We start from the raw sequence: 21,751 nt of genomic DNA, 5'->3' as shown, positions 1-21,751 counted from the left end.
CCGTGGCCGCCGCCGGGCAAACCCGGGCGTACGCCAACCGGCGGACGCCCGGCCGCGCCGCTCACGCCAGGACGTCCTCCGCGGGTGTGCGGGCTGCGGGCAGGGAGACCACCATCGTCAGGCCCCCGCCCGGGGTGTCCTCCGGGGTGAGCGTGCCGCCCATGGCCTCCGTCAGGCCCCGGGAGATGGCGAGCCCCAGACCGAGCCCGGTGGTGTTGTCGGTGTCGCCCAGCCGCTGGAAGGGCGCGAAGGCCCGCTCCAGGTCGGCGGGGCTGATCCCAGGCCCCCGGTCGATGACACGGAGCTCGACCCGCGCGGCGAGGACGCTGGCCGCGACGGTGACCGGGCGGTCCGGGGGAGAGTGCCGGGTCGCGTTGGCCACGAGGTTGGCGACCACCCGCTCCAGCAGCGGCGGGTCGGCGAGCACGTCCGGCACCCCCTCCAGTTCGTGGGAGACGACCGGCACCGCCGGGGACTCCGGCAGGGTGTCCAGGGCCAGCGCCAGGACCCCGGCGAGCCCGGTGGGCTGGAGGTGCAGCGTGAGCGCCCCGGCGTGGATGCGGCTCATGTCCAGGAGGTTGTCGACCAGCCGGTTGAGCTTGACGAGGGACTCCTCCGCGGTGGCGAGCAGCTCCTCCCGGTCGGCCTCGGAGAACTCGACCTCCCGGCTGCGCAGGGAGCTGATGGCGGCCCAGCTGCCGGCGAGCGGGGTCCGCAGGTCGTGGCTGACGGCGGCGAGCAGGGCGGTCCGCATCCGGTCGGCGGCCTTGACCGGCTCGACCTCGGCGACGGCCTCGGCGAGGCGGGCGTGTTCGACGGCCGCCGTCAGATGGGCGGCGAAGGCGGTGAGCACCCGGCGCTCGGTGGCGGGCAGCGCCCGGCCGCGGAGCACCAGTTCACCGTCGGCGCCGATGGGCACCGTCAGCCCGGCCCGTACACCCTCCGGGTCCGCCGCCCGCCCCGGATCGGCGCCGCGGGGGCGCAGCTCGGCGGACTCCATCCCGAACGTCTCACGGGTGCGTTCCAGCAGGACGGGCACGTCGTGCTCGCCCCGCAGGATGCCGCCCGCCAGCGACGACAGCGTCTCGGCCTCCGCGGTCGCGCTCGCGGCCCGGCGGCTCAGCCGCAGCGAACGGTCCACGACGGCCGCGACGGTGACGGCGACCACGGCGAACACCACCACGGCCAGGACGTTGTTGGTCTCGTCGATGGTGAAGCGGTCGACCGGTGGCACGAAGGCGTAGTTGAGCAGCAGCGAGGCCGCGACGGACGCGAGCAGCGCCGACAGCACCCCGCCGATGCAGGCGACGCCGACGACGGCCAGCAGGAAGAGCAGCGTCTCACTGGTCAGGTTGAGGTCCAGCGGCCCGGAGAACTCCCGCAGCAGCAGGGTGAGCAGCACCGGCACGAGCAGCCCCGTCACCGGACCGCCGATCCGCCGCGCGGACGACAGGTCCCGCCGGGGCGCGGGCAGGGCCCGGCCCTGCCCCGCCCGCTCGTGCGTGACCATATGGACGTCGATGTCCCCCGACAGCGCGACCGTCGTCTCGCCCACACCGCGCGAGAACCGCGGCAGCAGGCCGCGGCGGCTGACGCCGACCACGAGCTGGGTGGCGTTCTCCGCGCGGGCGAAGTCCAGGAGCGCGGACGGGACATGGTCGCCGACCACCGTGTGGTACGTACCGCCGAGGCTCTCCACGAGCCGCCGCTGCTTGGCCAGGGCGGCGGGCGAGGCCCCCGCGAGGCCGTCGCTGCGGGTGACGTGGAGGGCGAGCAGGTCACCGGAGGAACGGGCGGTGATCCGGGCGGCCCGCCGGATAAGGGTCTCGCCCTCGGGCCCGCCGGTGAGCGCGACGACGATGCGTTCGCGGGTCTCCCAGACGCCCCCTATGCCGTGCTCGGCGCGGTAGCGCTGGAGCGTCTCGTCGACGCGCTCGGCCACCCACAGCAGGGCCAGCTCCCGCAGCGCGGTGAGATTGCCGATCCGGAAGTAGTGCGACAGCGCCGCGTCTATCTTCTCGGGCGCGTAGATGTTGCCGTGCGCCATCCGGCGGCGCAGCGCCTCGGGAGGCATGTCGACGAGCTCGATCTGGTGGGCACGGCGCACCACTTCGTCCGGGACGGTCTCGCGCTGCGGCACATCGGTGATCTTCTGCACCACGTCGTTGAGGGACTCCAGGTGCTGGATGTTGACGGTCGTCACCACATCGATGCCGGCGGCGAGCAGCTCCTCGATGTCCTGCCAGCGCTTGACGTTGCGGACCCCCGGCACGTTGGTGTGGGCCAGCTCGTCCACCAGCGCCACGTCCGGGCGCCGGGCCAGCACGGCGTCCAGATCGAGCTCGGTGTGCGCCGTGCCCCGGTAGGAGTGCCGCGCCCGCGGGACGGCCTCCAGCCCGTCGAGCATCGCCTCGGTGTGCGGCCGCCGGTGGCACTCGGCGAAGGCCACCACCACATCGGTGCCCCGCCGGGCCCGGCGCCGCCCCTCGTCCAGCATGCGATAGGTCTTGCCGACCCCGGGGGCCGCCCCGAGGAAGACCTTGAGCCTGCCGGGACGCGGGCCCGGCGCGTCGGTCGGAAGGCTGCCCTGCACCATCGGTCGCTCCTCTGCGGAAAGGGGGTGCCACGCCGGGGAGAGCGGCGTCGCGCCCGGTACGGGTGGTTTCACATACGCACTGCTCATCGTCGGGTCGCGGCACCGGATCGGGACCGGGGGCGTCCCGACGTTGACACGTTCCTGACCCCGGTGGCCCGGTCCGGCGGGGGCGCCATCGTTCGCGCCGCGCAAGAGGGCAGGGTAGACATGGGGGTATGGCCCGAATCCGGGGCCGCTCCTGGGGCCTCTCGGGCCGCTGGTTCGCCCGGCGCCCGGGGCGCCGTCATGAGCGGCGAGAGAGGCGCCAAGGCTCGCGGGCGGCGTCGGCACGGCGACTGCGACTGGTGGCGACCCGCAGCGTCGCCGGTCAGATGTTCCTGCTGCAAGTGCTGATCGTGCTGCTGCTCGTCGTCGCCGCCGTGATCACCCTGCTGGTCCAGGCGCGGAGCGACCGCTTCCAGGCGGCGCGCGACCGCTCGCTCGCCGCCGCCGAGGCCTTCGCCCACGCGCCCGGCCTGGTCGCCACGCTCGCCGGCCCCGACCCCAGCGCCGTCCTCCAGCCCCTGACCGAGGCCGCCCGCAAGCAGGGCGGGGTCGACTTCATCGTGGTGACCGACCGCAACGGCCTGCGCTACACGCACCCCAAGCCCGAGCTGATCGGCAAGCACTTCATCGGCAACATCGGCCCCTCGCAGGCCGGCCGCATCACCATCGAGAGCGTCCACGGCCCACTGGGCGAAGAGGTGCAGGCCGTCGTCCCCGTGACCGACTCCCACGGCACGGTCGTCGGCCTGGTGTCGTCCGGGATCAAGGTCAGCGCCGTGAGCAGCGCCTTCGACCGCCAGCTGCCCGTCGTCCTCGGCGCGGGCGCCGTCGCGCTCGCCCTGGCGACGGCCGGGACGGCCCTGGTGACCCGGCGGCTGCGCCGCCAGACCCACGGCCTCGGCCCGACCGAGATGACCCGGATGTACGAACACCACGACGCGGTCCTCCACGCGGTCCGCGAAGGCGTGGTCATCGTCAGCGGCGACGGCCGGGTCCTGCTCGCCAACGACGAGGCGCGCCGCCTCCTCGACCTGGCACCGGACGTGGAGGGGCGCACCGTCGCCGAACTCGGCCTCGACCCCCGGATGGCCCAGCTCCTCGTCTCCCGCCGGGTGGCCACCGACGAGGTGATCCCCTTCGGGGACCGGCTGCTGGCCGTGAACAACCGGCCCACGGACCGCGGCGGCGGCCCGCCCGGCAGCGTCGCCACGCTCCGTGACTCCACCGACCTCCAGGCCCTCGCCGGGAAGGCCGAGGTCGCCCGCGGCAGGCTGCGGCTGCTGTACGACGCGAGCGTGGCCATCGGCACCAGCCTCGACGTACGGCGTACCGCCGAGGAACTCACCCAGGTGGCCGCCCCCCGCTTCACGGACTACGCCACCGTCGACCTCGCCGAGCCCGTCCTGCGCGGCGAGGAGCCCCAGGCCGTGGGCACCGAGGCGCCGGAGCTGCGCCGGGTGGCGCTCACCGGCGTCACGGACGACCACCCCCTCTACCGCGCGGGCGAGCTGCACCGGTTCGCCGCGCCCACCCCGCAGGCCACCGGCTTCGTCAGCGGGCAGCCCGTGCTCGTACCCGACCTGGGGACCAACGCGGGCTGGCGTACCCAGGACCCGGAGCGCACCCAGGAGATCCTCGACTACGGTTTCCACTCGCTCATCACCGTGCCGCTGAAGGCGCGCGGCGTCCTCATGGGCATCGCCAACTTCTGGCGCACCCGGCAGAGCGACCCCTTCGAGGAGGACGACCTGTCCCTCGCCGAGGAGCTCGCGGCCCGCGCCGCCGTGTGCATCGACAACGCCCGCCGCTACACCCGCGAGCACGCCATGGCCGTGACGCTCCAGCACAGCCTGCTGCCGCGCGGGCTGCCCGAGCAGACCGCCCTCGACATGGCCTACCGCTACCTGCCCGCCCAGGCCGGGGTGGGCGGCGACTGGTTCGACGTCATCCCGCTGCCCGGCACCCGCGTCGCGCTGGTCGTGGGCGACGTCGTCGGCCACGGCCTGCACGCCGCCGCCACCATGGGCCGGCTGCGCACCGCCGTGCAGAACTTCTCCTCCCTCGACCTGCCGCCCGAGGAGGTACTCGGACACCTCGACGAACTGGTCGGCCGCATCGACCAGGAGGCCGCTGAGGCGGGCGGCGAGACCGCGATCGCGGGCGCCACCTGCCTCTACGCCATCTACGACCCGGTGTCCGGAACGTGCAGCCTGGCCCGCGCCGGGCACCCCCTGCCCGCGCTCGTCCGCCCCGACGGCACCGTGGAGTTCCCCGAGCTGCCCGCCGGGCCGCCGCTCGGCCTGGGCGGCCTGCCCTTCGAGACCGTGGAGATCTCCCTCCTCGAAGGCAGCAGGCTGGTGCTCTACACCGACGGCCTCGTCGAGGACCGCACCCGGGACATCGACGTCGGCCTGGACATCCTCAGCCGCACCCTGGCCGGGCCCGGCAGAACCCCGCAGGAGACCTGTGACGCGGTGCTCGGCGCGCTGCTGCCCGCCCGCCAGAGCGACGACATCGCCCTCCTCGTCGCCCGCACCCGCATCCTGGGAGCCGACCGGATCGCGGAGTGGGAGCTGCCCTCCGACCCCGCGGTCGTGGCCGGGGCACGCGCCGACGTCACCCGTCAGCTGACGGAATGGGGCCTGGTCGAGGCCGTGTTCACCAGCGAACTGATCCTCAGCGAGCTGATCACCAACGCCATCCGGCACGCCGCCGGGCCGATCCGCGTACGCCTGCTCCGCGACCGCAGCCTGATCTGCGAGGTCTCCGACACCAGCAGCACCTCTCCCCACCTGCGCTACGCCGCCGCGGAGGACGAGGGCGGCCGCGGCCTCTTCCTGGTGGCCCAGCTCGCCGACCGCTGGGGCACCCGCTACACCCCCGACGGCAAGGTCATCTGGGCGGAGCAGCCGCTGGCCTGACGCACTTCGGGCGCCCGACGACTCCTCGACGCGTGGCCATGAGCGCCCTGTCCCGGGGCGCCCATGGATCCGGCCGCGCGCTGCGATCACGAAGTGGCGTGCGTGAGCTCCTGGCCGAGGTAGTGGGCGAGCCGGGCGGGGGTGGGGTGCTCGACTATGGCGACCATGGGGATCTCCATGCCGGTCAACACCATGAGGTTCTTGGCGAGTTCGAGGGCGGCGAGGGAGTTGAGGCCGTTCTCGAGGAAGTTGCCGTCGTCGGCGAGCGAGGTGTCGAGGAGCGCGCCCGCCTGGGTGCGGATGGTGTCGGTGAGGAGCCTCTCGCGCTGCTCGGGGGTGGCGGCGGCGAGCTGCTGCTCGATCTCGGCGGCGTCCTGGTCCGAGGTGTCGGGGGTGCTGGTCATGAATGCTCCTGTGGTGTGTCAGGCGGTGGTGGCGGTGGTGTGGTCGTGCAGCCAGTAGCAAGTGGTCTGGAAGGGATATGTCGGGAGGTCGACGGTGTGCGGGTCGGGGGCGTATTGCAGGAGGGGGGTCCAGTCGACGGTGGTGCCGGTGGTGTGGAGACGCGCGAGGGCGGTCAACAGGGCCTCGGTGGCAGTCGGTCGGCCGTCGAGCAGGCCGTGTGCCGCGGGGGTGCCCTGAGGTGAGGAGCCCAAGTGGAGCAGCGCGTGCGTGTCGGGAGTGGGGGGTGAGATGGGAGAAGGGGAGTTGAGGTGGTGGTGCCAGTAGGCGGGCGTGGTGAGGGTGGCGTCCACCGGGGCGGTGGTGGTCAGCGTGAGTGCGGGGGGCTGGAACGTGACCTGGTCCAGGACGGGTTTGTACGTCTCCGCGGTGGGTGGCCGCGCGGGGTCGGCGGTGGCCTGGGCGTGGGCGGCCGCCAGGCGGCACGCGTCGTCGAGGGTGAGGACGTGGGCGGTGTGCGCGGCGGCGATGTGGCCGACGCCGTCGCCGACGAGCGTGTGGGGACGGACCCCGGCTTCTACGAGCAGCCGGGCGAGCGCGGTCTGCAGGGCGAAGAGGAGGGGCTGAAGGTGACCGGGACGGGGGGAGTCGAGGGGGCTGGGCGGCAGAGGGTCGGCAAGGTGTGTGTCGAGGAGGGCGCAGACCTCGTCGAAGGCGGCGGCGAAGACCGGGATGTGGGTGCGGAGGTCGACGCCGAGCGACGCGGGGGCCTCGGCGCCGAAGTACCAGGTGACCTTCTTCGGGGTGTCGTCGGGAGCGCTCAGGGCGAGGCCGGGGTGGTCGCCTCCGGCGGCCAGCGCCTCGGCTGCGGCGAGCAGTCGGTGGTACTCGGTGCCGACGAGGACGGCGCGGTGTTCGAAGGGGGTGCGCGTGGCGGCCAGGGAGTAGCCGACCTCGGCGGGGGCGGGTGCCGGGTCCGCGGCGGCCAGATGGGCGACGAGGGCCTTCGCCTGGGCCCTGAGGGCCTCGGGCGTACGGGCGGACAGGGGCCAGGCCACGGGACGCGCGGACGGGACGGTGTGTGCGGCTGCTCCGGCCGGCGCGGGGGGCTCCTCGATGATGAGGTGGGCGTTGGTGCCGGATGTGGCGAACGCGGAGATGCCGGCGCGGCGGGGGCGGTCGTGGCGGGGCCAGTCGACCGCGTCGGTGAGCAGCCGCACCGCCCCCTTCTTCCACATGGCGAGGGGCGTGGGGCGGTCGACGTGGAGCGTGGGGGGAAGGGTGCCGTGCTGCAGGGCCTTGACCATCTTGATGAGGGCGGCGGTACCGGCGGCGCCTTGCGTGTGCCCGGTGTTGGACTTGACGGACCCGAGCCACAGGGGCTGTTCCCGGGGGCGGTGGGCGCCGTAGGCGGCGATGAGGGCCTGGGCCTCGATGGCGTCGCCGATGGGAGTGCCCGTCCCGTGGGCCTCGACGGCGTCGATCTGGTCCGGGGTGAGCCGGGCGTCCGCGAGGGCGGCCCGGATGACGTGCTGCTGGGAGGGGCCGTTGGGGGCGGCGAGACCGTAGGCGGCGCCGTCCTGGTTCAGGGCGGAACCCCGGATGACGGCGAGCACGGGGTGGCCGTTCGCCTGGGCGTCACCGAGGCGCTCCAGGAGGATCAGGGCGGCGCCCTCCGCCATGCCCATGCCGTCCGCCGCCGCGGCGAAGGGCTTGCAACGCCCGTCGGCGGCCAGGGACTTCTGGTGGGCGAAGGCGTGGAAGGTGTGCGGGGTGGACATGACGGTGCCCCCGCCGGCGAGGGCCAGACGGCACTCGCCGCGGCGCAGGGCCTGGCAGGCCAGGTGGATCGCGACCAGGGAGGACGAGCAGGCCGTGTCCACGGTGATCGCGGGGCCCTCCAGGCCGAGCGCGTAGGCGATACGGCCGGAGACGAGGCTGCCGGAGGTGCCGCCGCCCAGGTAGGGCAGGAGCTCGTCGGGTGCGCTCTCCAGCCGCGTCGCGTAGTCGTGCCCGGTGGCGCCGACGTAGACGCCGGTGAGGGTGGAGCGCAAGGTGTGCGGGGCGATGCGGCCGCGCTCGACGGTCTCCCAGGCGAGCTGGAGCATGAGCCGCTGCAGGGGCTCGGTGGCCACGGCCTCGGTGGGGCTGATGTCGAAGAAGCCCGCGTCGAAGCCGGTCGCGTCCGGGAGGAAGCCGCCGAGCTCGGCGTACGGGGGCTCCTCGGGGATGTCCCAGGCGCGGTCGTCGGGGAACCCGGTGACGGCGTCCCGCCCTTCGGCGACCAGCTCCCACAGATCCTCTGGGGTCCGGGTCCCGCCGGGCAGCCGGCAGGCCATGGCGACGACGGCGACCGGCTCGTGTCGGGCCGCCTCGACGTCGCGCAGCCGCTGCTGCGTCCGATGCAGCTCCTCGGTGGTCCACTTGAGGTACTCGACCAGCTTCTCTTCGTTCGCCACGGGGATGGTCAGCCTTCCTTGTCGCGCGTGAAGCCTCGAGCAGGGCGGGTGGGCAGGCGTGAACCGCACGCTGCCGCAGCCAGGGTCGCCGCGGCCGCTTAAGCGGATCTAACTCCCGCCTTGTCGCCCGCGCCCGGCGCCCGCCGCGCGGGGTCAGCGGGGCGGTGGGACGTCCCGGGCCAGCCGGAGGAGGTCGTCGGCGACCCGGCCGGGGGCGCCGGCGTGCAGGTCGTGGCCGGAGCCGGGGTACCAGCGCACGCTCACCCGCTCCAGGGCGGCCTCGGCGGCGGCCACCCACGCGCGTACCTGGTCGGCGAGTTGGGGCAGGGCCGGTATGACGGGCAGGAGCACGACCGGCACGGTGATCTTGGGATACCAGTCGGCGGGGGACTCGCGCTGAAGGCTTTCGACGATCGACATGACCTGCGTCGCCGTCATACGGGGAACCAGCAGGCCGTCAGGGCCGACGTGGTAGTCGGCCAGGCGCGCCTCGACGGCGGCGGGGGACCAGTCGGGGTGCGTGCTGCGGAGGTAGGCGCGCATGTCCGCGGCGCTGGTGGTGCCCTCCTGCGCGCGCCGGACGATATCGGCGGTGCGCTCCCAGAAGGCGCGCATCACCGGCCCGTCGAACTCGTACCAGCCGCCGTCGACCAGGGCCAACCCGGCTGCCAGGTGCGGGTGTTCGGCGGCCAGGCGCAGGGCCAGGTGCCCGCCCCAGGAGTGCCCGGCCACGAGGGCGTGCTCCAGGCCGAGGGCGGCGAAGACCTCGACCAGGTCCATGACGACGGCGGCGTGCTCGTACCCGTCCGCCGGCGCGTCGGAGGCGCCGTGGCCGCGCTGGTCGACGGCGTGGACCGGATGCCCGGCGGCGGCGAGGCGTTCGGCGACCTCGTCCCACATCCGGGCGTTCGACAGCATGCCGTGCAGCAGTACGAAGGGGCGGCCCGTGGCTTCCGGTCCGTCTGCGGGCCGGTGCCGGACGTTCAGGGAGACGGTCTTCGACACGGGGATACGGAGGTTCTTCACAGAGGGGTCCCTCGATAGGGGGAAGTGAAGCAAGGAGAGCGCGGCCGGGCGGCACGGGCCACGGGCGCGCCGTGCCGTGGCGACGGCGTGGCCGGGTCCGGACATCTTGCCGAGGGCTTCCCGGTGTTCGCAAGGAGAGCTCACGCCACCTCGATGCCGATGGTGCGGGCGCCCGGGGGTACACGGACGAGAAAATGAGAGTACGCTCCGACAAGACATTGAACTCTCGTTAGGAGGTGGACTCTCGTGTCAGCAGATCTGGGTGCGCGCAGGTGGTGGGCCGTCGGTGCTCTCGTGCTTGCGTCCCTGGTCGTGGGCTTCGATGTGACGATCCTGAGCCTGGCCCTGCCGGCCATGGCCGGTGACCTGGGCGCGAACAACGTCCAGCTGCAGTGGTTCGTCACGTCGTACACGCTGGTGTTCGCGGCCGGGATGATCCCGGCCGGCATGCTCGGAGACCGGTACGGGCGCAAGAAGGTGCTGCTCACCGCCCTGGTGATCTTCGGGTTGGCCTCGCTGGCCTGCTCCTATTCCACGTCCTCGGGCACGTTCATCGCCGCGCGTGCGGTGCTCGGCCTGGGCGCCGCCCTGATCATGCCGACCACGCTGTCGCTGCTGCCGGTGATGTTCTCCGACGAGGAGCGTCCCAAGGCGATCGGCGCGGTGGCGGGTGCGGCGATGCTCGCCTATCCGCTCGGCCCGATCCTGGGTGGCTACCTCCTCAACCACTTCTGGTGGGGAGCGGTGTTCCTGATCAATGTGCCGGTGGTGATCCTCGCCTTCCTGGCGGTGTCCGCCTGGCTGCCGGAGTCGAAGGCCAAGGAGGCCAAGCGGTTCGACCTGGGCGGCCTGGTGTTCTCCAGCGTCGGCCTGGCCGCGATGACCTATGGAGTGATCCAGGGCGGCGAGAAGGGCTGGGGGGACGTCACCACACTGGCGCCGCTGCTCGGCGGCCTGCTCGCCCTCGTCGTGTTCGTGCTCTGGGAGAAGCGGGTGGCCGATCCGCTGGTCGACCTGTCGCTCTTCCGCTCGGCCCGGTTCACCTCCGGCACCATGCTGGGCACGGTGATCAACTTCACCATGTTCGGCGTGCTGTTCACGATGCCGCAGTACTACCAGGCGATCCTGGGCACCGACGCGATGGGCAGCGGTTTCCGGCTGCTGCCGATGGTCGGCGGCCTGCTCGTGGGTGTCTCGGTCGCCGGCAGGCTCGCCAAGGCGATGGGACCGAAGACCGCGGTCGGCCTGGGCCTCACGCTCCTCGCCGCCGCCCTGTTCTACGGCGCCACCACGGGCACCGGAAGCGGCACCGGCCTCGCGGCCGCGTGGACCGCCGCGTACGGCCTGGGCCTCGGCTTCGCGCTGCCCACCGCCATGGACGCGGCGCTCGGCGCGCTGTCGACGGAGAGCGCGGGCGTCGGCGCGGGCGTCAACCAGTCGATCCGTACGCTCGGCGGAAGCTTCGGCGCGGCCATCCTGGGGTCCATCCTGAACTCCGGCTACCGCGGCAAGCTCGATGTCGCCGACCTGCCCGAACATGCGCAGGCGGCGGTCAAGGACTCCGTCTTCGGCGGCCTGGCCGTGGCCCGCGCGGCCAAGTCCTCCGCGCTCGCCGACTCGGTGCGGTCCGCGTTCGTCCACGGACTGGACGTCGTCCTGGTGGTATCCGGCGGCCTCGGCCTGTTCGGCGTACTGCTCGCCATGGTGTGGTTGCCGCGTCATGTTGGTGAGAGCGCCACCGGAACCGCAAAATCTGATCATGAAGTCGCAGACGCAGTCTGACCAGGCCAAAACGGTGCCTGGCCTGAGAGAACGCAAGAAGGCCAGGACCAAGGCCGCAATCCAGCGGGAGGCGGTGCGGTTGTTCAGGGAACAGGGCTACACGGCCACGACCATCGAGCAGATCGCCGAGGCCGCCGAGGTCGCTCCCAGCACCGTCTTCCGCTACTTCGCGACCAAGCAGGATCTGGTCTTCTCACACGACTACGACCTGCCCTTCGCGATGATGCTCCAGGAACAGTCGCCCGACCTCACGCCGATCCAGGCGGAGCGCCAGACGATCAGATCGATGCTGAAGGACATCTCCGCGGAGGAACTGGCCCTGCAGCGGGAGCGGTGGGTGCTCATCATCTCCGAGCCGGAGCTGTGGGGGGCCAGCCTGGGCAACATGAGCCGGACCATGGAAGTCATGTCCGAGCAGGTCGCCAAGCGGGCCGGCCGCGACCCGAAGGACGCCTCGGTGCGCGCCTACACCGGGGCGGTGTTCGGTGTGATGCTCCAGGTCTCGTTGGAGTGGGCGAAGGATCCGGAGATGGACTTCGCCCAAGCCCTGGACGAAGCGCTGTTCTGCCTGGAGGACCTGCGGCCCTGACCGCGGGCCGGCACCGAACAGCCACCGCATGGGGCGGGGGCATCCCCCTCGCCCCCGACCGACAGCCGTGCGCGGCGGCACGCCACCGCCCGCCGCGCACGGCACCCCGCGAGTCCCGGACAAACCCCGGCGGGACTCGCGGTGCCCCGGACGACTGTGCGCTGCTCGATCCCCCGGCCGGCGCGCACGGTCCCCTCCCCGGCGCGCCCCGGCCCCCGGCGGGGCGCGCCGGGGACTCCGGCCGTCAGTTGCCCGTACGTGCCGGGGCCGCCGCCGGGCGGTCCGCGCCCAAGGCGTCGGCGACGATGCCGGCCACCTGCTCCTGGCAGTCGTCGAGATAGAAGTGCCCGCCGGGCAGCACATGGAGGTCGAAGGCGCCGCCGGCGCGCTCCTGCCAAGCGGCCGCCTCCTCGGGCGAGGTCCGCTCGTCCGCGTCCCCGATCAGTGCCGTGATCGGGCAGCCGAGACGCTCGGGACCGGGAGGCTCGTACGCGGCGACGGCCCGGTAGTCGGCCCGCAGCGCGGGCAGGATCAGGTCCTGCAGCTCCTCGCTGGCGAAGAACCTCTCATCGGTGCCGCCCAGCGCCCGCAGGTGCGCCAGGATGTCCCCGTCGCCGAGCACCTCCGCCGAGCCCTCCGGCCGGTAGGGCCGCGCGATGCCCCCGGAGGCGAACAGGTGCACAGGGCGGCCGGGGCCGGCCGGCCCCTGGAGCCGCCGCGCGACCTCGAAGGCCACGATGGCACCCAGGCTGTGCCCGAACAGGGCGAAGGGCTTGCCGTCCGAGGGGAGCTGGGCCACTACGCCATGGGCGAGGCCGGCCACCGACTCCAGACACGGCTCGCGATGCCGGTCCTGCCGCCCCGGGTACTGCACGGCCAGGACCTCGACGCCGGGCGAGAGCAGGCGCGAGAGGCCGAAGTAGTAACTCGCCGAGCCGCCCGCGAACGGGAAGCACACCAGCCGCACCGGCGCCCGCGCGGTCTCGTGGTAGCGGCGCAGCCACTCCCCGGTCCCGGTTCCCCAAGCCGCTTGTGCCGTGCCCCTGTCCATGGCCCTCCCTCTCGTCCCGCCGTGCCGCGGAATCTCCGCGCAGCGCGCCGCGGATCTGCCGCCTGTGCCGGCCCGGACCGCCCGGGGCGCACCGGTGCCGATCGCGCCCGATGCTGACCGCAGCCCATAGCGCCGGACTAAAGCGCCAGGCGGCAAGGCGGGGTTTGGCTCCCCTTTAGAGACCCCGCTCACGATGAGCGCGGTACTCGAAGTGATCTCCGATTTCGGACCGGGAGCGCCGTTGATGTTTTGTGGCAGCCAGTTGTCCCCCCAGCGACCGCGCCTGACGTGATGGCCACGCCCGCCACGGGCCCCGACGCCCGCCACGAGCCCGTCGCCGTCGTCGGCATGGCCTGCCGCCTGCCCCAAGCGCCCGATCCGGCCGCGTTCTGGCACCTGCTGCGCGAGGGCCGCAGCGCCGTGAGCCCCGCTCCGCCCCGGCACCGGCAGGCGGATTCGGGGCTCGAAGGGCCGGGCGGATACCTGGACCGCATCGACACCTTCGATGCCGCGTTCTTCGGCATCAGCCCGCGCGAAGCGGTGGCGATGGACCCGCAGCAGCGGCTGCTCCTCGAGCTGAGCTGGGAGGCCCTGGAGGACACCGGGATCAGGCCGCCCGCCCTGGCCCGCAGCCGCACCGGCGTCTTCGTGGGAGCGTTCTGGGACGACTACACCCACGTCCTGCGCCGCTGTGCGGCACAGGACGTCACCCGCCACACCATGACCGGCGTGCACCGCAGCATTCTCGCCAACCGCATCTCGTACACCTACCACTTGACCGGGCCGAGCCTGACCGTCGACACCGCGCAGTCCTCCTCACTGGTCGCCGTGCACCTGGCCTGCGAGAGCGTCCGGCGCGGCGAGAGCGAGCTCGCTCTCGCCGGCGGGGTCAACCTCATCTGCTCCCCGGAGACCACCGAGCTGGCCGCGGCCCGCTTCGGCGGCCTTTCGGCCACGGGGCGCTGCCACACCTTCGACGCCGCCGCGGACGGATTCGTCCGCGGCGAGGGCGGCGGCCTGGTGGTGCTCAAGCCGCTCGCCGCCGCGCGGCGCGACGGCGACACGGTGTACTGCGTGATCCTGGGGAGCGCCGTCAACAGCGACGGCGCCACCGACGGCCTCACCCTGCCCAGCGGGCAGGCGCAGCAGGATGTGGTGCGCCTCGCGTGCCGGCGGGCCCAAGTGGCGCCGGACCAGGTCCAGTACGTCGAGCTGCACGGCACCGGCACCCCTGTCGGGGACCCCATCGAGGCAGCCGCCCTCGGTGCCGCCCTCGGACAGGACGGCGCGCGCACGGCGCCGCTCGCGGTCGGCTCCGTCAAGACGAACGTCGGTCACCTCGAGGCCGCCGCCGGGATCGTCGGGCTCCTCAAGACGGCCCTGAGCATCCACCACCGGCAGCTCGCGCCGAGCCTGAACTTCACCACCCCCAACCCGGCCATCCCGCTCGCCGACCTCGGCCTCACCGTCCAGGACGAACCGGGCGACTGGCCGCAACCCCAGCAGCCCCTGATCGCCGGGGTGTCCTCCTTCGGCATGGGCGGCACCAACAGCCACCTCGTCCTGGCCGCGGCGCCCACCCCGGCAGCCCCGCCGGCCGTGGCGCCGGACCGTCCCTCGACCGCGCCCCCGGTGCCGTGGACAGTCAGCGCCCGCACCGCTCCCGCGCTGCGCGCCCAAGCCGCCCGGCTCCGCGGCCACTTGACCGCCCCGGACCCCGTACAGGTGGGCCACGCGCTGGCCATCGGCCGTGCGGCCCTGGCCCACCGGGCGGTCCTGCTCGGCGGCGACACCGGTGATCTGCTCGCCGGCCTCGACGCGCTCGCCGAGGGAAGGGGGGCCTCCTCCCTGGTGACCGGCGAGGCGGTCGGCGGCGGCAAGCTGGCCCTGCTCTTCAGCGGCCAGGGCGCTCAACGCCTGGGCATGGGACGTCAGTTGTACGCCGTCTTCCCCGTCTTCGCCGACGCCCTCGACGAGGCGATCGCGGCACTCGACACCCATCTGGACCGCCCGCTGCGTGAAATCATCTTCGGCGAGGGTGACGGCGCCGGCGGCAGCGCGGGAGCCGATCGTCGAACGCTGCTCGACCGGACCGCCTACACCCAGCCCGCGCTCTTCGCGATCGAGACGAGCCTGTACCGTCTCGTGTCCTCCTTCGGCCTGAAGGCCGACTACGTCCTGGGTCACTCGGTCGGCGAGATCGCCGCCGTACACGTGGCCGGTGCCCTTTCGCTGCCGGACGCGAGCGCCCTGGTGGCCGCACGTGGTCGCCTCATGCAGGCGGTGCGCGCCAACGGTGCGATGGCCGCCTGGCAGGCGAGCGCGGACGAGGCCGCCGGCATGCTCGCCGGACATGAGCGGCGGGTCACCGTCGCCGCCGTCAACGGCCCCGCCTCCGTGGTCGTCTCCGGCGACCGCGACACCGTGGAGGAACTGACCGCCGCCTGGCGGGAACGCGGCCGCAAGGCCCACCTCCTGAAGGTCAGCCACGCCTTCCACTCGCCGCACATGGACACGGTCCTCGACGAGCTGCGCACCGTCGCCGCGCGCCTGACCTTCCGTACGCCGGTCATCCCTGTCATCTCCGACGTCACCGGCCTGCCGGTCACCGGGGCCGAACTGTCCCGCGCGGACTACTGGGCGCAGCAGGTGCGCGAGCCTGTGCAGTTCCTGTCCGGCATACGTCACCTGTGCGAGCAGAACGTGGCCACCTTCGTCGAGCTGGGCCCGGACGCCCCGCTGTCCGCCATGGCCCGCGAGTGCTTCCCCGCGCCCGAGGGCACGGGCCGCCCGCGCCCCGCGGCGGTGGCGGTCTGCCGCCGGGGCCGCGACGAGACGGTCACGTTGATGACGGGCCTGGCGCAGGCGTACGTGCGCGGCGCCGACGTCGACTTCACCGCCGGGCGGGCCACGTGCCCCGAGGGCCGGGTGAGCCTGCCGACGTACGCCTTCCAGCGCGAGCGCCACTGGCCGGAGGCCCCGGCTGCCGTCCCTGCCCCGGGGCGGGAGGCTCCCGTACGGGAAGCACCTCTCGTGCGGGAAGAGGTGGCGTCGGCCGACGAACCGGCGCAGGCGGGGTTCGCCGCGCGGCTCGCCGGGCTCTCGGCGGCGGAGCAGGAGCGCACCGTCCTCCGTCTGGTCGCCGAGCAGGTGGCCGTGGTCCTCGGCGCCGCGTCCGGAGCGGTCGAGACGGCCCGGACCTTCAAGGAGTCCGGTTTCGACTCGATGGCCGCGGCGGAGCTGAGCGAGCGGCTCGGTACGGCCACCGGCCTGGCGCTGCCCGCCACGCTCACCTTCGACCACCCGACCCCCGCGGCGGTCGCCGGTCACCTGCGCGCGCTGGTCTCCGGCGCACCGGACCGGGCCGCCGCCACGCCCGCCCGCGCCGATGCGGCCGACGACCCCGTCGCCATCGTGGCCATGAGCTGCCGATACCCGGGCGGGAGCGGCTCGCCCGAGGAGCTGTGGCGGCTCGTCGCCGAGGGCGGTGACGCCATCGGGGACTTCCCCACCGACCGCGGCTGGGACCTGGAGCGGCTCTTCCGCGGCGACGCCGACCAGTCGGGCACCAGCAGCACCCGGCGGGGCGGATTCCTTTACGACGCCGCCGACTTCGACGCCGAGTTCTTCGGCATCAGCCCGCGCGAGGCGTTGGCCGTCGATCCGCAGCAGCGGCTGCTCCTGGAGTGTGCCTGGGAGGCGTTCGAGCGGGCGGGTCTGGACCCGCGGGCGCTCAAGGGCAGCCCCACCGGCGTCTTCGTCGGCATGACGGGGCAGGACTACGGCCCCCGGCTGCACGAACCCTCGCAGTCCACCGACGGTTACTTGCTGACCGGCAGTACGCCCAGCGTGGCCTCGGGCCGCCTCTCGTTCACGTTCGGCCTGGAGGGACCCGCCCTCACGGTGGACACCGCCTGCTCTTCGTCCCTGGTCACGCTCCACCTGGCGGCCCAGGCGCTGCGGCGCGGCGAGTGCGGCCTGGCTCTTGCCGGGGGTGCCACGGTGCTGTCCACGCCGGGCATGTTCACCGAGTTCTCGCGGCAGCGAGGCCTGGCCCCCGACGGCCGCTGCAAGCCGTTCGCCGCCGCCGCCGACGGCACCGGCTGGGCCGAGGGCGTCGGCCTGGTCCTGCTGGAGCGGCTGTCGGACGCCCGCCGCAACGGGCATCGCGTACTGGCCGTGATCAGGGGATCCGCCGTCAACCAGGACGGCGCGAGCAATGGGCTCACCGCCCCCAACGGCCCCTCCCAGCAGCGCGTCATCCGGGCCGCCCTCGCCGACGCCCGGCTCGAAGCGGCGGAGCTGGACGCGGTCGAGGCGCACGGCACCGGCACCACGCTCGGCGACCCGATCGAGGCGCAGGCGCTGCTGGCCGTATACGGGCAAGACCGGGACGCGGAGCGGCCGTTGTGGCTGGGTTCTGTGAAGTCGAACATCGGCCACACCCAGGCGGCCGCCGGTGTCGCCGGTGTGATCAAGATGGTGATGGCGCTGCGGCACGGACTGCTGCCCGCCACCTTGCACGTGGACGAGCCGAGCGGGCACGTGGACTGGTCGGCGGGCGCCGTACGGCTGCTCACCGAGCCGGTCGTGTGGCCGCGCGGCGAACGCCCGCGCCGGGCCGGGATCTCCTCCTTCGGGATCTCGGGCACGAACGCGCACCTGGTCCTGGAGGAGTCGCCCGAGGACACGGGCGACGCCACCGCCGAGGCGGCCCCGGAGACCGGGCCGAGTGCGGCGGTGGTGCCATGGGTCGTCTCGGGGCGGACCGGGCAGGCGCTGCGCGAACAGGCCCGCCGCCTGGAGGCGTTCCTGGCCGGAGGCACGGATGTCTCCGCGACGGAGGTCGGCCGGTCGCTGGCCACGACGCGGTCGGTGTTCGAGCACCGGGCCGTGGTCGTGGGCCATGACCGTGCGGAACTGCTGGCCGGGCTCGGGGCGCTGGCCGCGGGCGAGACCTCGCCGGATGTGGTGTCCGGGGTGGCCGGTTCCTCCGGTGCCGGTCCCGTGCTGGTCTTTCCCGGGCAGGGGTCGCAGTGGGCGGGTATGGGGGCCCGGCTCCTGGACGAGTCGGCGGTGTTCGCGGCCCGGATCGCCGAGTGCGAGCAGGCTCTTTCCCCGTACGTCGACTGGTCCCTGACAGAAGTGCTGCGTGGGGACGGCGGTGAGCTGTCCCGGGTGGAGGTGGTCCAGCCGGCCCTGTGGGCGGTGATGGTCTCCCTTGCCGCGATGTGGGCCGAGTACGGCATCACGCCCGCCGCCGTCGTGGGCCACTCGCAGGGCGAGATCGCGGCCGCCTGTGTGGCGGGGGCGCTCAGTCTGGACGATGGTGCCAAGGTCGTGGCGCTGCGCAGCCAGGCGCTGCGGGAGCTGTCCGGCTCCGGCGCGATGGCCTCCCTCGGGGTGGGCCGGGAACAGGCCGCCGAGCTCGTCGACGGACGCCACGGGGTGGGCGTCGCAGCGGTCAACGGACCTTCCTCCACGGTGATTTCCGGGCCGACCGAGCAGGTCGCCGCCGTGGTCGCCGACGCCGAGGCGCGCGACCTCCGCGCCCGCCTCATCGACGTGGACTACGCCTCGCACGGCCCCCAGGTCGACCGGATCACCGGCGAACTGACCCGCATCCTGGCCGGTGTCCGGCCCACCGCCACGGACGTGGCGTTCTACTCGGCCGTGACCGGTACCCGGATCGACACCACCGGCCTGGACACCGACTACTGGGTGACGAACCTGCGTCAGCCGGTCCGCTTCGCGGACGCCGTCGAGGCGCTGCTCGCCGACGGCCACCGCATCTTCATCGAGTCCAGCCCTCACCCGGTGCTCACCCTCGGCCTGCAGGAAACGTTCGAAGAGGCCGACGTCGACGCTGTCACCGTCCCCACGCTGCGGCGGGACGAGGGCGGCCTGCCCCGCTTCGCCCACTCCCTGGGCGAGGCCTTCGGCGCGGGGTGTGCCATCAGATGGGCGAGCTGGTTCGCCGACCCCGGTACGTCCGTCCTCGACCTGCCCACGTACGCCTTCCAGCGTCGGCGCTACTGGCTGGACGCCCCCACCGGCACACTGGACGCGGCCGGTCTCGGACTCGCCGCGGCCGGTCACCCACTACTGGGCGCGGCCGCCGAACTCGCCGATGCAGACGTACGGTTGCTCACCGGCCGCATCAGTCGGAACAGTCACCCCTGGCTCGCCCAGCACACCCTCTTCGGCACCGTCGTCGTCCCCGCCTCGGTCCTGGCGGAGTGGGCTCTGCGGGCCGCCGACGAGGCCGGGTGCGCGGGCGTCGACGACCTCACGCTGCGGGCCCCGCTGGCGCTTCCCGAGGCCGGAGCCGTACAGGTGCAGATCGTCGTGGGCCCGGCCGACGAGCGGGACGGACATCGTGAGATCCATGTCTACGCCCGCCCCGACGAGGAGGCGGCCTCCGACCGGGGCGCGCCGTGGACCTGCCACGCCAGTGGCCGGCTGGCCGCCGAGTCCGCCCGGCCGGCGGCTGGGGCAGAGGCGGTGTGGCCGCCGTCCGGCGCCGAACCCGTCGACCTGGGCGACTTCTACGAAAGGGCCGATACGACCGGTGTCGGCTACGGTCCCGTCTTCCAGGGGCTGCGTGCGTTGTGGCGCCAGGGCCCGGACCTGTATGCGGAAGTGACGCTCCCTCAAGAAGCGTCAGGGGTCGATGGATTCGGCATTCATCCGGCTCTCCTCGACGCCGTCCTGCACCCCGCGCTGCTCGGCGAAGCGCCCCGGGCGGACCACGTGTGGGTGCCCTTCACCCTGACCGGGTTGTCCCTGTGGGCCACCGGTGCCACTTCCGTGCGCGTCCACCTCTCGCCTCTCGAAGGACAGGACGAACAGGCCGGGCGGGCCTGGCGGGTCGGGGTGAGCGACCTCACCGGGGCCGAGGTACTCACGTGCGAGGGCCTCGTCCTGGTGGCGGCCGGTTCCCGGCAGCTGCGGGCCGCAGGAGAGCGCACGCCCGACCTGTACGCGCTGCGATGGGAACCGGCGTCCGTATCCGAGGCACCGGCCGACCGCTCCACCTGGGTGACCCTGGGGGAGGGGTTCCCGGACCTGGACGCCCTGCTGGCCGCGCTCGACGGTGGGGCGGCGGTGCCGTCCGTCGTCATCACCACTGCCACGGCCACCGGGGGCGTCGGTGACGAGACCATCGACGGCCTGGCCGCCGCACAGCACGCGGCCGCACTGGCCGACCGCTGGCTCGCCGACGCACGCCTCGCCGGCAGCCGCCTGGTGGTGATCACGCACGGCGCGGTCGCCACCGGAGACGGCGGCCTTCCCCGGCCGGTGGCCGCCGGTGCATGGGGTTCGATCGGCAACGCCCAGGTCGAGCACCCCGGCCGCCTCGTCCTCATCGACACCGATACCGACGTTCCCGTGGAGTCGGAGTCCGTGGCCACTGCGCTCGCCGCCGACGAGCCCCGACTCGCACTGCGCACAGGGACCGTCCTGGTGCCTCGCCTCGCGCCCGCACCCCGGACGGCCGGAAGCGGACCCCACCCGCTCGACCCCGACGGCACCGTGCTGCTCGCCGGGCCCGGCGGTGCCCTGCTCGCCGCGCTCGCCGAAGACCTGATACGCACCCATGAGTCGAAGCATCTGCTGCTGCTCGTCCCGGGACCGGAGGAGGACAAGGAGGCGACAGCGCTCGTCTCCCGGTTGCGGGACCTCGGTGCCACGGTGCGACTGGCCGTCGCCGATCCGGCGGATGCGTCCGCCGTCGCCGAAGCGATCGCCGCCGTCGGCGTGGACCACCCCCTCACGGGTGTCGTCCACGCCGCCGACGCACAAGACCCTTCCGACGGTGCCCTGTTCGGCGCCGCATGGACGGCCGGGGCCGCGGTCGTGGCCGCTCTGCACTCCGCGACCGCCCACCTCCCCCTGGCCCTGTTCGCCGTCCTGTCCCCGGCGAAGGGGGCCCTGGGCATCCCTCGGACGGCGGCGGCCGCCAGTGCCGACGCCTTCCGCGAGGCCCTCGCCCTGAGGCGGAATGTCACCGGCACGACAGGTCTCGCCCTGGCCTACGGCCCGCCCGCCGCGCCGAGGCCCGGCATCGAGGCGACGGCCCCCGGTCGGGTGCCCGCCCTGCTCGACGCGGCGCGCAGGCACGGTGGTCACTCGTTCCTCGCGGCCCGGCTCGCCGTCCGTGACCTGGCCGCCGAGGATGCCGCCGCCCTGCCCGCGCCGTTGCGCGCCTTGGCCGTCCCGCACACCCCTGCCCGGCGCACCGCCGCCAACCGCCGTCCCCCCATCGACTGGTCCGGCCGGCTGGCCCTCCTGTCCGCCGCCGAACAGCTCCGCCTGCTCGTCGACGCCGTACGCACCCATGCCGCCGAAGTCCTGGGCCGCACCGATCCGGAGGCGCTGCGCGGCGACGCCACCTTCAAACAGCTGGGGCTGGACTCGCTGACCGCCGTCGAGCTGCGCAACCGGCTCGCGGCGGACACCGGGCTCCGCCTGCCCACCGCCCTCGTCTTCCGCTATCCGACCCCCACGGCCGTAGCCGGCCATCTGCGCGAACGGCTGACCGGCCGGGAGAAGGCGCCCACAGGCGTGACAACACCTCAGGCACCGGCCGGGCCTCCCGGCGCCGGCACCGTCCTGAGCGATCTGACCCGCATGGAGAACACTCTGACCGCGATCGCCGCCCAACTGCCCCACGGGGACGCGGGCGAGATCACCACCCGGCTCGAGACGCTGCTGGCCCGGTGGAAGTCCACGAACGTCGCAGCGGACGACGACAGCGCCGCCCATCGGCTCAAGGCCGCATCCGCCGATCAGATCTTCGACTTCATCGACAACGAGCTGGGCGTCTCGCGCGACAACGCGCCCGCGACCCCTACTCCGAAGGCCGGGTGACCCCAC

The 21,751-nt window shown here is 73.6% G+C and carries 9 protein-coding genes; 4 read left to right on the top strand and 5 right to left on the bottom strand.

Annotation, left to right across the window (positions count from 1 at the left end; all coding sequences use genetic code 11):
- Window positions 1–61: 61 nt before the first annotated feature.
- Window positions 62–2,596: an ATP-binding protein gene (locus tag DXZ73_RS07455; RefSeq protein ID WP_116210222.1), complete on the bottom strand. Its 2,535-nt coding sequence runs from the start codon at window positions 2,594–2,596 to the stop codon at window positions 62–64.
- Window positions 2,597–2,811: 215 nt separating this feature from the next.
- Between DXZ73_RS07455 and DXZ73_RS07450 the strand changes: the two genes are divergently transcribed.
- The gene (locus tag DXZ73_RS07450; RefSeq protein WP_116210221.1) at window positions 2,812–5,562 is read left to right on the top strand and encodes a SpoIIE family protein phosphatase; all 2,751 of its coding nucleotides are present in this window, start codon (window positions 2,812–2,814) and stop codon (window positions 5,560–5,562) included.
- Between the two features lie 86 nt (window positions 5,563–5,648).
- On the opposite strand, the gene DXZ73_RS07445 is transcribed toward DXZ73_RS07450, so the two are convergent.
- From DXZ73_RS07445 to DXZ73_RS07435, 3 genes are all read right to left on the bottom strand, one after another.
- Window positions 5,649–5,966: an acyl carrier protein gene (locus tag DXZ73_RS07445; RefSeq protein WP_116210220.1), complete on the bottom strand. Its 318-nt coding sequence runs from the start codon at window positions 5,964–5,966 to the stop codon at window positions 5,649–5,651.
- A gap of 18 nt (window positions 5,967–5,984) precedes the next feature.
- On the bottom strand, window positions 5,985–8,423 hold the full coding sequence (locus tag DXZ73_RS40055) for a type I polyketide synthase (protein ID WP_116210219.1): 2,439 nt from the start codon (window positions 8,421–8,423) through the stop codon (window positions 5,985–5,987).
- 153 nt (window positions 8,424–8,576) lie between these two features.
- Window positions 8,577–9,449: an alpha/beta fold hydrolase gene (locus DXZ73_RS07435; protein WP_116210218.1), complete on the bottom strand. Its 873-nt coding sequence runs from the start codon at window positions 9,447–9,449 to the stop codon at window positions 8,577–8,579.
- Window positions 9,450–9,695: 246 nt separating this feature from the next.
- On the opposite strand from DXZ73_RS07435, the gene DXZ73_RS07430 reads away from it, so the two are divergent.
- Both DXZ73_RS07430 and DXZ73_RS07425 read left to right on the top strand, forming a co-directional pair.
- Window positions 9,696–11,231: a DHA2 family efflux MFS transporter permease subunit gene (locus tag DXZ73_RS07430; protein ID WP_240351257.1), complete on the top strand. Its 1,536-nt coding sequence runs from the start codon at window positions 9,696–9,698 to the stop codon at window positions 11,229–11,231.
- Window positions 11,209–11,820 (top strand): TetR/AcrR family transcriptional regulator, encoded by a 612-nt coding sequence (locus DXZ73_RS07425; protein ID WP_116210216.1) that lies wholly within the window; start codon window positions 11,209–11,211, stop codon window positions 11,818–11,820. The genes DXZ73_RS07430 and DXZ73_RS07425 overlap by 23 nt, the downstream gene beginning before the upstream one ends.
- 244 nt (window positions 11,821–12,064) lie before the next feature.
- On the opposite strand, the gene DXZ73_RS07420 is transcribed toward DXZ73_RS07425, so the two are convergent.
- Window positions 12,065–12,871: a thioesterase II family protein gene (locus DXZ73_RS07420; RefSeq protein WP_116210215.1), complete on the bottom strand. Its 807-nt coding sequence runs from the start codon at window positions 12,869–12,871 to the stop codon at window positions 12,065–12,067.
- A gap of 291 nt (window positions 12,872–13,162) precedes the next feature.
- Between DXZ73_RS07420 and DXZ73_RS07415 the strand changes: the two genes are divergently transcribed.
- Complete coding sequence (locus DXZ73_RS07415; protein ID WP_116210214.1) at window positions 13,163–21,745, top strand: type I polyketide synthase; 8,583 nt, start codon at window positions 13,163–13,165, stop codon at window positions 21,743–21,745.
- Window positions 21,746–21,751: the final 6 nt, after the last annotated feature.

The organism is Streptoverticillium olivoreticuli subsp. olivoreticuli (assembly GCF_003391135.1).
GTDB classification, from domain to species: Bacteria; Actinomycetota; Actinomycetes; order Streptomycetales; family Streptomycetaceae; genus Streptomyces; species Streptomyces blastmyceticus.
Note: the sequence above shows the minus strand (reverse complement) of the source record. Positions and strands in the feature narration are given on the sequence as shown.